This window comes from Aeromonas sp. R2-1 (assembly GCF_040908425.1).
Taxonomy (GTDB): Bacteria; Pseudomonadota; Gammaproteobacteria; order Enterobacterales; family Aeromonadaceae; genus Aeromonas; species Aeromonas caviae.
On record NZ_JBFODR010000012.1, the window covers coordinates 104,916 to 116,137 of the forward strand.

Here is an 11,222-nt window from a genome sequence, read left to right on the forward strand (position 1 = left end):
CGTTAGCATTTACCATCTGTTTTACAAGACCCTGAAATATTCCAGAGCACTTGTCCATTAGGCGTAACTGCACCAGAAGTTACCAGTTGATAAGTGGAATTATCCAGAGCTGCGGCTGCTGTGCCGGTAATGGTAATGGTGCCACCAGCATTGGAAACAGCGACGTTATCAAAATTATCGGTTTGTGCACTGGCCCCAGAGACTGCATTTCTACCTGCTGTTGCACAACTATCACCAATCGCTGCAGAAGCACCAGCCCACCCTTGAACGCAGACTTCTACGGCGGTTTTGGCCGGACCTACAGCGGCAATGACCTCGGAGAATTTGGCGCGTTTGGTATAGCTCTGATACGCCGGCAAGGCGATGGCGGCGAGGATGGCGACGATCGCAACGACGATCATCAATTCGATTAGCGTAAACCCTGACTGTCTTTTCATGTGAAATATCCTTTTTTCCATGTTTCCTGATAAGCACCGGTGGAATGCTATCCACGCTGGTATCTTATCCGAGCGCTTCGGGTTGGCAACAGAGGCGGGGACCTTGTTAGCCACTTTTATGTCATTTAGTGAAATGTGTAGAAAAATCAAAGATTAAATGGCTTCCATTGGCACTTGTCATGAGGCGGGAGGGCCCATCTTCACACTCCTTATGTCGTGGGATCCTGCATAAAGAAAAGGCGCCGATGGCGCCTTTTGCAAGTTTCGAGCCCTGTAATATTTTTGGGCACGAGCAACGGATGGGGCTTGCTCAAGCCGCGACAAAGCGCATGGAGAGATCCAGTGCCCGCACATGCTTGGTCAGCGCTCCCACCGAGATGAAGTCGATCCCGGTCGCGGCGTATCCGGCAAGGGTATCGAGGGTGACGTTGCCGGAGACTTCCAGCTTGGCTCTGCCCTGATTGAGGCGAACGGCTTCCTGCATCATGGGGATGTCGAAGTTGTCCAGCATCACGATGTCGGCCCGTGCGGCCAGGGCCTGCTCCAGCTCGGCCAGGGATTCGACCTCGACTTCCACCGGTTTGTCCGGATTGAGACGGCGCGCTTCGCTGATTGCTTCAGCGATGCCGCCGCAGGCGAGAATGTGGTTCTCCTTGATGAGGTAGGCATCAAACAGACCGATGCGGTGGTTTTTGCCGCCGCCGCAGGTGACCGCATACTTCTGGGCGCTGCGCAGGCCGGGCAGGGTCTTGCGGGTATCGAGCAGGCGGCAGTCAGTGCCTTCCAGCTCGGCTACATAACGGGCGGTCAGGGTGGCGACCCCGGAAAGGGTCTGCACGAAGTTCAGCGCATTGCGCTCGCCGGTCAGCAGTACGCGGGCGGGGCCATGGAGGCGGAACAGCTCCTGATTGGGGGCAAGGCGTTCACCATCTTGCACTTTCCACTCGACCTTCACTTCGCCACCGAGCTGGGCAAACACCTCGTCGACCCAGGGCTGGCCGCAGAAGACGCCCGCCTCGCGGGTGATGACTCGCGCGGTCGAGATGCGATCGGCCGGGATCAGCTGGGCCGTGATGTCGGCGCTGGCATCCGGTTGATCCAGCGCGGTGAGGGCATCGCCCAAGTCTTCGAGAAGTGCGGCGCGCACGGCGCGGCGGATGTCCTGTTGTAACATGCCTTATTCCTGCAAGGGTCTGAGAAGCAATTGCCTGTCTTTCTGGCGCAATTCCAGCCTGCCCAGGGCATTCATGCCCACCAGGATCTCCTCCCCGTCGGCAGCCGGATTGATAAAGACGGACAAATCGTACAGGGTCAGCGGACCCATCGCCAGACTTTCGATCCGGCCGGTTTCGACCTGGATCTCTCCGGCTGCCGTGTTGACACGGCTACGGCCCGTGGCGACGAGGCCGAGCCGGGCGGCCACCTGGCTCGGTATGGTCACCCGGGTTGCTCCTGTGTCCAGCAGCAGTTGCACCGGCTGGTCGTTGATGGCACCCTCCAGACGATAATGGCCGCTGGCATCGGCCCTGAGCAGCAGATCGCCGCTGGCGGTCACCGACGGTTGTTCACGGCCATGAAAGTAGAGGGTCAGCAGACCCAGCAGCGAGAGCCAGGCGAGCAGCCAGAGACGGCGTGCCATCGGGTGCATAGTGTGTCCCATATCGCGCGAGTGAATGGCTCAGCCTAACATAGCGTTATCCATGAATTCAGAGACTTGTTCCCAGTTTTCCCATCCCGCCAGAGGCACATCGCTTCCATTTGTGAGTCGAGCAGACGATGACACAACCCACAACCCTGTTTTCCATCGATCGAGAAGGATGGTGCGAGCAGGCCCGCAAGGTGCCTTCCCCCCATCACAATGAGAGGCTCAGCCCGGAGGATGTCTCCTTGTTGGTGATACACGGCATCAGCCTGCCCCCCGGGCAGTTTGGTGGCCCCTTTATCGACGATCTGTTTCTGGGGCGCCTCGATCCCGGTGCTCACCCCTATTTCGCCGGTATTCACCAACTGAGGGTCTCGGCCCACTGCCTGATCCGCCGCGATGGGGAACTGGTACAGTACGTGCCTTTTGGCGCCAGGGCATGGCATGCGGGAGTTTCGAGCTGGGAGGGGAGGGAGGCGTGCAACGATTTTTCCATCGGGATCGAACTGGAAGGAACCGACGAGCTTCCCTACAGCGACAAGCAATACGAGGTGCTGTCGGACCTCAGCCGGGCGATTGTTCACCGTTATCCCGCCATCACGGCGGACCGTATCGTCGGCCACTGCGACATCGCGCCGGGCCGCAAGACGGATCCGGGTGAGAGTTTCGAATGGCCTCGCTATCGGGAAAAGCTTCACTTTGAGTGAAAAATCTAAAAATTATTTTGTGTTTTTAGAATCAATGGCTTGCCTTGTCTGGCAAGCCATTTTTCATGTTGTTGGCCAAATGTTATCGGTGAGCAAGTTCACAAATATTGGTCAGACCATTTTCTATGAGCTATGTCATGATTCCGCGTTTTCACCCCCAAAGTGGCAACCGAGCTTCTTGATTCAGATCATCTTTTGGGTGGACTTTTTTCAAGCCCTCTGCTAATTTTCGCCCCAACCATAAAATTGGTAATACCAATTTAACAAAGTAGCCTCATGCCCTATATCAAGATAACTCAGCCCAAGCTGGCCGACGCCATTGTCGCCGAGCTGGAAAGCATGATTCTGGAAGGCAGCCTGCAGCCGGGCCAGAAGTTGCCGCCCGAGCGGGAACTCGCCATCCAGTTTCAGGTGTCGCGCCCTTCCTTGCGCGAAGCCATCCAGCGCCTGGAAGCGAGAGGACTCTTGTATCGTCGTCAGGGCGGTGGCACTTACGTACAAAATGCCCTGAGCAAGGGGATCGCCGACCCCCTGTTCGAACTGCTCAGCACTCACCCGGAAGCCCAGTACGACCTGCTGGAGTTTCGTCACGCGCTGGAAGGCATCTGTGCCTACTATGCGGCGCTGCGGGGCACCGAGGCTGATTTCGAACGGATTCGCCTGGCGCAAGCCGCCATCGAAGAAGCCGGTCAGCAAGGGTCGCTGGTGGTCGAATCGGCCGCCGTGACCCAGTTCTATCTGGCCGTGGCCGAGGCCTCCCACAACGTGGTGCTGCTGCACCTGTTGCGGGCCATGGGCCCCATGCTCGAGCAGAACATTTTACGCAATAACGAAATTTTGAATCGCCGTCCGGGAGTGGTCGCCAAGATCCGTCGCCATCGTGCGAGCCTGATCGAGGCTATCCTGTCGGGGGCTCCGGAGCGGGCCAGGGCTGCTTGTCATGAGCACCTGGCCTTTATCGAGGACACCTTGTTGGATATGCAGAGGGAAGACAGCCGGATCCAGCGATCCATGCGTCGGATCCGTCAGCAGGAAAACTAATCCCACAAGGCTTTCTTAATTGTCGAATGCTTGCGCCCTTCGCCGTGCAATGCCGTGCAATCACAACAACATAGGAACCAGCCATGTCTGATATCCTGAAGAACGATGTGGACCCGATAGAAACGCTGGAGTGGCTTGCCTCTCTGGAATCCCTGCTGCGTGAAGAGGGTCCGCAACGCGCTCAGTTCATCCTTGAACAGTTGGCCGAGAAAGCCCGCGCAAGCGGTGTGGACGTGGCTGCCAAGGCAAACCGCGACTACATCAACACCATCCCGTCCAGCGACGAGCCGGCTTACCCGGGCGACCTGGAAATGGAACGCCGCATTCGCGCCATCATCCGCTGGAACGCCATGATGATCGTGCTGCGCGCTTCCAAGAAGGACCTGGACCTGGGTGGTCACATGTCTTCCTTCGCCTCTTCCGCGACCATCTACGAAGTCTGCTACAACCACTTCTTCCGTGCCCGCAACGAGAAGGACGGTGGCGATCTGGTCTACTTCCAGGGTCACATCTCCCCGGGCATCTACGCCCGTGCATTCGCCGAAGGTCGCCTGACCGAAGAGCAGCTGGACAACTTCCGTCAGGAAGTGGATGGCAAGGGTATCCCTTCCTACCCGCACCCGAAACTGATGCCGGAATTCTGGCAGTTCCCGACCGTTTCCATGGGTCTGGGCCCCATCGCCGCCATCTATCAGGCGCGTTTCCTGAAGTACCTGACCGACCGTGGCATCAAGGATTGCTCCGAGCAGACCGTTTACGCCTTCCTGGGTGACGGCGAGATGGACGAGCCGGAAGCCAAGGGTGCCCTGACCGTTGCCGTGCGTGAAAAGCTCGACAACCTGGTGTTCGTGGTCAACTGCAACCTGCAGCGTCTGGATGGTCCGGTTGTCGGCAACGGCAAGGTCATCAACGAGCTGGAAGGTCTGTTCGCCGGCGCTGGCTGGGACGTGACCAAGGTCATCTGGGGTCGCAAGTGGGATGAGCTGCTGAAGAAAGACACTTCCGGCAAGCTGATCCAGCTGATGAACGAGACCGTGGACGGTGACTACCAGACCATGAAGTCCCGTGACGGTGCCTACGTGCGCGAGCACTTCTTCAACCGTTACCCGGAAACCGCTGCGCTGGTCAAAGACATGACCGACGAGGAGATCTTCGCCCTGAACCGCGGTGGTCACGACCCCCGCAAACTGTTCGCCGCCTTCTCCAAGGCTGCACAGACCAAGGGCAAGCCGACCGTGATCCTGGCCAAGACCATCAAGGGCTATGGCATGGGCGAAGCGGCCGAAGGCAAGAACATCGCTCACCAGGTCAAGAAGATGGATCTGGGCTCCGTGCGTCACCTGCGCGATCGTTTCAACCTGCCGGTCACCGACGAGCAGCTGGAAAACCTGCCGTACCTGAAGATCGAAGAGGGTACCGAAGAGCACAAGTACCTGCACGCCCGCCGTGCCGCACTGAAGGGCTATGTACCGACCCGTCTGCGCGAGAGCACCACCAAGCTGGAAATCCCGGCGCTGGATGCCTTCGGTCCGCTGCTGGGTGAACAGGCGCGCGAAATCTCCACCACCATGGCGTTCGTGCGTTCCTTGAACGTGATGCTGAAAGACAAGTCCATCGGCAAGCGCATCGTCCCGATCCTGGCTGACGAAGCCCGTACCTTCGGTATGGAAGGCCTGTTCCGCCAGATCGGTATCTACAGCCCGCACGGTCAGCAGTACACCCCGCAAGACCGCGACATCGTTTCCTACTACAAGGAAGACAAGCAGGGTCAGGTTCTGCAAGACGGTATCAACGAGCTGGGCGCCATGTCCTCCTGGCTGGCTGCTGCCACCTCTTACAGCACCAACGACTGTCCGATGATCCCGTTCTACATCTACTACTCCATGTTCGGCTTCCAGCGGATCGGCGACATGGCGTGGGCAGCCGGTGACCAGCAAGCCCGTGGCTTCCTGCTGGGCGCGACCTCCGGTCGTACCACTCTTAACGGAGAGGGCTTGCAGCACGAAGATGGTCACAGCCACATCCTGGCCAACACCATCCCGAACTGCATCTCCTACGACCCGTCCTACGCCTATGAAGTGGCGGTGATCGTACAGGACGGCCTGCGCCGCATGTACGGTGAGAACCCGGAGAACGTGTTCTACTACATCACTACCCTGAACGAGAACTATGCCATGCCGGCCATGCCGGAAGGCGCCGAGGAAGGCATCCGCAAGGGTATCTACAAGCTGGAAACCGTGGCCGGCACCAAGGCCAAGGTACAGCTGCTGGGTTGTGGTTCCATCCTGGGTCACGTGCGCACTGCCGCCCAGATCCTGGCCAGCGAGTACGGCGTGGGTTCCGACGTGTTCAGCGTCACCTCCTTCAACGAACTGGCTCGTGACGGTCAGGACGCGGATCGCTGGAACATGTTGCACCCGACCGCCGAAGCGCGTGTGCCCTACATCGCTCAGGTACTGGGTTCCGAAGCCACCATCGCTGCGACTGACTACATGAAGTCCTTCGCCGATCAGGTGCGTGCCTTCGTTCCGACCGAGAACTACCGTGTACTGGGTACCGACGGTTACGGCCGCTCCGACAGCCGTGCCAACCTGCGTCGTCACTTCGAAGTGAACGAGTTCTACGTAGTGGTTGCTGCCCTGACCGAACTGGCCAAGCGCGGCGAGGTAGACAAGCAGGTTGTGGCCGAAGCCATCGTCAAGTACGGCATCGATGCCGACAAGGTCAACCCGCTGTACGCGTAAGAGGATTGAGTGTCGCGCCGGGTATCCGGCGCGACCTTGCCTGGGTTTAAACGGATAACGCGGGATGCGCGTGGTGATGCTCAGGCTGCCACGCGGATGCACGCAAGAGGATAAAGCGCAATGTCCAAACAGATTATGGTGCCGGATATCGGTGCCGATGAAGTTGAAGTCACCGAGATCATGGTGGCTGTGGGTGACAAGGTCGAGCTGGACCAGTCCCTGATCGCCGTGGAAGGTGACAAGGCCTCCATGGAAGTCCCGGCTCCGGCCGCCGGTATCGTCAAAGAGATCCTGATCAAGGTGGGCGACAAGGTTGCCACCGGTTCCCAGATCATGGTCTTCGAATCCGAGGGCGCTGCCGCACCGGCTCCGGTCCAGGCTGCTGCCCCGGTTGCTGCCGCGCCGGCCGCCGCTCCTGCTGCTGCCGCTCGCCAGGACGTCAACGTGCCGGACATCGGTGGTGACGAAGTCGAAGTGACTGAGATCATGGTTGCCGTGGGCGACATGGTTGAAGCCGACCAGTCCATCATCGCCGTGGAAGGTGACAAGGCCTCCATGGAAGTACCGGCACCGTTCGCCGGTCGCGTGGTCGAGATCAAGGTCGCCGCCGGCGCCAAGGTTTCCACCGGCTCCCTGGTGATGGTCTTCGAAGTGGCGGGCGCTGCCCCGGCCGCTGTTGCCGCGCCGGCTCCTGCTGCTGCCCCCGTGGCTGCCGCTGCTCCGGTTGCCGCCGGTGCCAAGGACGTCAACGTGCCGGACATCGGCGGTGACGAAGTGGAAGTGACCGAAATCATGGTCGCCGTGGGTGACAAGGTTGAAGCCGACCAGTCCCTGATCACCGTGGAAGGCGACAAGGCCTCCATGGAAGTGCCTGCGCCGTTCGCCGGTGTGGTCAAGGAGATCAAGGTGAAGGCGGGTGACAAGGTCTCCACCGGTTCCCTGATCATGGTATTCGAAGTGGCGGGTGCCGCTCCGGCTGCCGTGGCTGCTCCGGCTCCTGCCGCAGCGCCCGTTGCTGCCGCGCCGGCTGCCGCCGCTCCTGCGCCGGTTGCCCAGGCTGCTGCCGCCTCCGATTTCGTCGCCAACGACGCCTATGTCCACGCCTCCCCGGCAGTACGCCGTCTGGCGCGCGAGTTCGGCGTCAACCTGGCCAAGGTGAAAGCCTCCGGTCGCAAGGGTCGCATCGTCAAAGAAGACGTGCAGGCTTACGTGAAGGATGCGGTCAAGCGCGCCGAGTCCGCTCCGGCTGCCGGCACCGGCACTGGCAACGGCATGAGCGTCGTGGCCTGGCCGAAGGTTGATTTCAGCAAGTTCGGCCCGGTCGAAGAGCTGGAACTGACCCGTATCCAGAAGATCTCCGGTCCTGCCCTGCACCGCAACTGGGCCATGATCCCCCACGTCACCCAGTTCGACGAAGCCGATACCACGGATCTGGAAGCGTTCCGTAAAGAGCAGAACATCCTGGCCGAGAAGCAGAAGCTGGACGTGAAGATCACCCCGCTGGTGTTCATCCTGAAGGCGGCCGCCAAGGCCCTGGAAGCCCATCCGCGCTTCTGCAGCGCCCTGTCCGAAGACGGCAGCAAGCTGATCATGAAGAAGTACATCCACATCGGTGTGGCGGTGGATACCCCCAACGGTCTGGTGGTTCCGGTGGTTCGCGACGTCAACAAGAAGGGCATCCACGAGCTGTCCCGCGATCTGGCCGAGATCTCCAAGAAGGCCCGTGCCGGCAAGCTGACCGCTGCCGACATGCAGGGCGGTTGCTTCACCATCTCCAGCCTGGGTGGCATCGGCGGTACCAGCTTTACCCCGATCGTCAACGCGCCGGAAGTGGCCATCCTGGGCGTCTCCAAGTCCGAGATGAAGCCGAAGTGGAACGGTAAAGAGTTCGTGCCGCGCCTGATGCTGCCGCTGGCTCTGAGCTACGACCACCGCGTCATCGATGGCGCCGACGGTGCCCGCTTCATCACCACCCTGAGTGGTGTGTTGTCCGACATTCGTCGACTGGTCCTGTAAGTGAGAGGGCGGGCCCAGAGCCCGCCCTTTTTGCTTCTCATTTCGTTAACAGGATTGTAAACTTGCCCCGTTTTTTTCACGGCTGCAGCGGCCTTGTTTGGCATAAGACTGTGCTGTCCGGGGATATAAGAACGACAAAGAGGTCATGATGAGTAAAGAAATCAAAACCCAGGTCGTAGTACTGGGTGCTGGCCCTGCCGGTTATTCCGCTGCCTTCCGTGCGGCTGACTTGGGTCTGGATACCATTATCGTCGAGCGTTACTCCACCCTGGGTGGCGTCTGCCTGAACGTGGGTTGCATCCCGTCCAAGGCACTGCTGCACGTCGCCAAAGTCATTGAAGAAGCCAAGGCGCTGGCCGAGCACGGCATCGTCTTCGGTGCCCCGCAGACCGACATCGACAAGGTGCGTCTGTGGAAAGAGAAGGTCATCAACCAGCTGACCGGCGGTCTGGCTGGCATGGCCAAGATGCGTAAAGTCCAGGTTGTTAACGGCTTTGGCAAGTTCACCGGCCCGAACACCCTAGAAGTGGAAGGCGCCGACGGCAAGACCACCGTCACCTTCGACAACGCCATCATCGCTGCCGGTTCCCGTCCGGTGAAGCTGCCGTTCATCCCCCATGACGACCCCCGTGTATGGGACTCTACCGATGCGCTGGAACTGACGACCGTTCCTGGCAAGCTGCTGGTCATCGGTGGCGGCATCATCGGCCTGGAGATGGGTACCGTGTACTCCTCCCTGGGCTCCGAGATCGACGTGGTGGAATTTGCCGACCAGCTGGTACCGGCTGCCGACAAAGACATCGTCAAGATCTACACCAAGCGCGTTGCCAAGAAATTCAACATCATGCTGGAGACCAAGGTCACCGCCGTTGAAGCCCGTGAAGACGGCCTGTACGTCTCCTATGAAGGCAAGCATGCCCCGGCCGAGCCGGTTCGCTACGACAACGTGCTGGTTGCCGTGGGTCGTGTGCCGAACGGCAAGATGCTGGATGCCGAGAAGGCCGGTGTTGCCGTCAACGAGCGCGGTTTCATCGAAGTCGACAAGCAGCTGCGTACCAACGTGGCCCACATCCACGCCATCGGCGACATCGTCGGTCAGCCCATGCTGGCCCACAAGGGTGTACACGAAGGCCACGTGGCGGCCGAAGTCATCGCCGGCAAGAAGCACTACTTCGACCCGAAAGTGATTCCGTCCATCGCCTATACCGAGCCGGAGATGGCCTGGGTGGGTCTGACCGAGAAGGAAGCCAAGCAACAGGGTCTGAACTTCGAAGTCGCCACCTTCCCGTGGGCTGCTTCCGGTCGTGCCATCGCGTCCGACTGCTCCGACGGCATGACCAAGCTGATCTTCGACAAGGAGAGCGGCCGCGTCATCGGTGGTGCCATCGTGGGCACCAACGGCGGTGAACTGCTGGGTGAAATCGGTCTGGCCATCGAGATGGGTGCCGACGCCGAAGACATCGCGCTGACTATCCACGCTCACCCGACTCTGCACGAGTCCGTGGGTCTGGCTGCCGAAGTGTTCGAAGGCTCCATCACCGACCTGCCGAATGCCAAGGCCAAGAAGAAAAAATAATCTTCTGCCCGTTTCATAAGAAAAGCCGCTCCATGGAGCGGCTTTTTGTTGTCTGTCTTTCGGCACCCAGCGGTCAGCAGCGCCCCTTCTTGGCCTGTCCCGGTGGGCAGAAGGTACCGTCGCCTCCGCGATCCCCATCGCTGACCCGGATCCGGGTATCGTCCACGCTCACATCGGCCCCGTGCACCCGCACGGGCCCGCTGCTGCAGGCACTGAGCAGCCCCCCCAGCACTATCATCACGACCAGCTTGCCCATCATACCTCCTCGCGTTTTCCTGATTATGAGGCATGTGGCAGGGCGGTGGGAGACGACGTATCCCCCGTGCGTCACGGCTTGCCGTGGTCATGAAGAAGGGCGCCGAAGCGCCCTGGTGCGGGTCAGGAAGAGGTGCCGGACGCTCAGAGGCGGAAGTTGCCGACCAGCTTGTCGAGCTCACCGGAGAGGTGCTGCAGGTTGCGGCTTGACTCGGTCAGGTGATGAGCGATATCGGCGGTCTCCATGGTGAGCTGGTTGATGTCCTCCACGTTGCGGTTGAGCTCCCCCACCACGCTGGACTGCTCTTCGGTGGCGGTGGCGACCTGGATGTTCATGTCGCTGATCTGGGTGATGTGTCCGGTGATCTGGTCGAGGGCGCCGTTGGCCTCGTCGGCCTGGGTCACCACCCGCAGGCTCTGGTTGCGGCCCTGGGCCATGGCGCTGACGGCGCGGGCGCTCTGTTCCTGGAGGCTGTTGATCATGCCCTGGATCTCGGCGGTGGAGGCGGCGGAGCGGCTGGCGAGGTTGCGCACCTCGTCGGCCACCACGGCGAAGCCACGGCCCTGCTCGCCGGCGCGGGCAGCCTCGATGGCGGCGTTGAGGGCCAGCAGGTTGGTCTGCTCCGAGATGCTGCGTATGGTGTCGAGGATGCTGCCGATGGAGTCGGTCTGGCTCGCCAGGGACTCGATGACCCCGGCGACCTGTTCGATTTCACCGGAGAGGCCGACGATGCCGTGACGGGCCTGGGCGACGACCTGGGCCCCCGCATCGGCCTGCTCGTTGGCCTGCTTGGCGACGTCGGC

The 11,222-nt window shown here is 60.5% G+C and carries 10 protein-coding genes; 5 read left to right on the forward strand and 5 right to left on the reverse strand.

Annotation, left to right across the window (positions count from 1 at the left end; genetic code table 11):
* Positions 1-2 precede the first annotated feature (2 nt).
* The 3 genes from AB5Y80_RS02955 to AB5Y80_RS02965 form a co-directional block, all read right to left on the reverse strand.
* Positions 3-437: a prepilin-type N-terminal cleavage/methylation domain-containing protein gene (locus tag AB5Y80_RS02955; protein ID WP_257707072.1), complete on the reverse strand. Its 435-nt coding sequence runs from the start codon at positions 435-437 to the stop codon at positions 3-5.
* A 310-nt stretch (positions 438-747) separates the two neighbouring features.
* The gene (gene nadC / locus AB5Y80_RS02960; protein ID WP_041213995.1) at positions 748-1,611 is read right to left on the reverse strand and encodes a carboxylating nicotinate-nucleotide diphosphorylase; all 864 of its coding nucleotides are present in this window, start codon (positions 1,609-1,611) and stop codon (positions 748-750) included.
* Between the two features lie 3 nt (positions 1,612-1,614).
* The gene (locus AB5Y80_RS02965) at positions 1,615-2,085 is read right to left on the reverse strand and encodes a TIGR02281 family clan AA aspartic protease (RefSeq protein WP_042015101.1); all 471 of its coding nucleotides are present in this window, start codon (positions 2,083-2,085) and stop codon (positions 1,615-1,617) included.
* 128 nt (positions 2,086-2,213) lie between these two features.
* Between AB5Y80_RS02965 and ampD the strand changes: the two genes are divergently transcribed.
* The 5 genes from ampD (at position 2,214) to lpdA (ending at position 10,163) form a co-directional block, all read left to right on the forward strand.
* Entirely contained in the window at positions 2,214-2,786 is a 573-nt protein-coding gene (gene ampD, locus AB5Y80_RS02970) for a 1,6-anhydro-N-acetylmuramyl-L-alanine amidase AmpD (RefSeq protein WP_368153353.1), read from the forward strand.
* 276 nt (positions 2,787-3,062) lie between these two features.
* A complete protein-coding gene (pdhR, locus tag AB5Y80_RS02975) occupies positions 3,063-3,827 on the forward strand; it encodes a pyruvate dehydrogenase complex transcriptional repressor PdhR (RefSeq protein ID WP_010675815.1) in 765 nt (254 codons plus the stop codon).
* A gap of 83 nt (positions 3,828-3,910) precedes the next feature.
* A complete protein-coding gene (gene aceE / locus AB5Y80_RS02980) occupies positions 3,911-6,571 on the forward strand; it encodes a pyruvate dehydrogenase (acetyl-transferring), homodimeric type (RefSeq protein ID WP_319869360.1) in 2,661 nt (886 codons plus the stop codon).
* Positions 6,572-6,691: 120 nt separating this feature from the next.
* Positions 6,692-8,587, forward strand: coding sequence for a pyruvate dehydrogenase complex dihydrolipoyllysine-residue acetyltransferase (gene aceF / locus AB5Y80_RS02985; RefSeq protein ID WP_103261549.1), 1,896 nt, complete (start codon positions 6,692-6,694; stop codon positions 8,585-8,587).
* Positions 8,588-8,735: 148 nt separating this feature from the next.
* Entirely contained in the window at positions 8,736-10,163 is a 1,428-nt protein-coding gene (gene lpdA / locus AB5Y80_RS02990) for a dihydrolipoyl dehydrogenase (protein WP_010675812.1), read from the forward strand.
* A gap of 73 nt (positions 10,164-10,236) precedes the next feature.
* Here lpdA and AB5Y80_RS02995 read toward each other — a convergent pair whose 3' ends face one another.
* Positions 10,237-10,419, reverse strand: coding sequence for a hypothetical protein (locus tag AB5Y80_RS02995; protein ID WP_042015109.1), 183 nt, complete (start codon positions 10,417-10,419; stop codon positions 10,237-10,239).
* A gap of 143 nt (positions 10,420-10,562) precedes the next feature.
* A partial coding sequence (locus AB5Y80_RS03000; RefSeq protein WP_368172504.1) for a methyl-accepting chemotaxis protein occupies positions 10,563-11,222 on the reverse strand: 660 nt, incomplete at its 5' end.

Excerpts from the sequence above, each read along its gene's own strand:
- lpdA (WP_010675812.1), top strand. The coding sequence starts at position 8,736 with ATGAGTAAAGAAATCAAAACCCAGGTCGTAGTACTGGGTGCTGGCCCT.
- aceF (WP_103261549.1), top strand. The coding sequence starts at position 6,692 with ATGTCCAAACAGATTATGGTGCCGGATATCGGTGCCGATGAAGTTGAA.
- AB5Y80_RS02955 (WP_257707072.1), bottom strand. The coding sequence starts at position 437 with ATGAAAAGACAGTCAGGGTTTACGCTAATCGAATTGATGATCGTCGTT.
- aceE (WP_319869360.1), top strand. The coding sequence starts at position 3,911 with ATGTCTGATATCCTGAAGAACGATGTGGACCCGATAGAAACGCTGGAG.
- ampD (WP_368153353.1), top strand. The coding sequence starts at position 2,214 with ATGACACAACCCACAACCCTGTTTTCCATCGATCGAGAAGGATGGTGC.
- nadC (WP_041213995.1), bottom strand. The coding sequence starts at position 1,611 with ATGTTACAACAGGACATCCGCCGCGCCGTGCGCGCCGCACTTCTCGAA.
- pdhR (WP_010675815.1), top strand. The coding sequence starts at position 3,063 with ATGCCCTATATCAAGATAACTCAGCCCAAGCTGGCCGACGCCATTGTC.
- AB5Y80_RS02995 (WP_042015109.1), bottom strand. The coding sequence starts at position 10,419 with ATGGGCAAGCTGGTCGTGATGATAGTGCTGGGGGGGCTGCTCAGTGCC.
- AB5Y80_RS02965 (WP_042015101.1), bottom strand. The coding sequence starts at position 2,085 with ATGCACCCGATGGCACGCCGTCTCTGGCTGCTCGCCTGGCTCTCGCTG.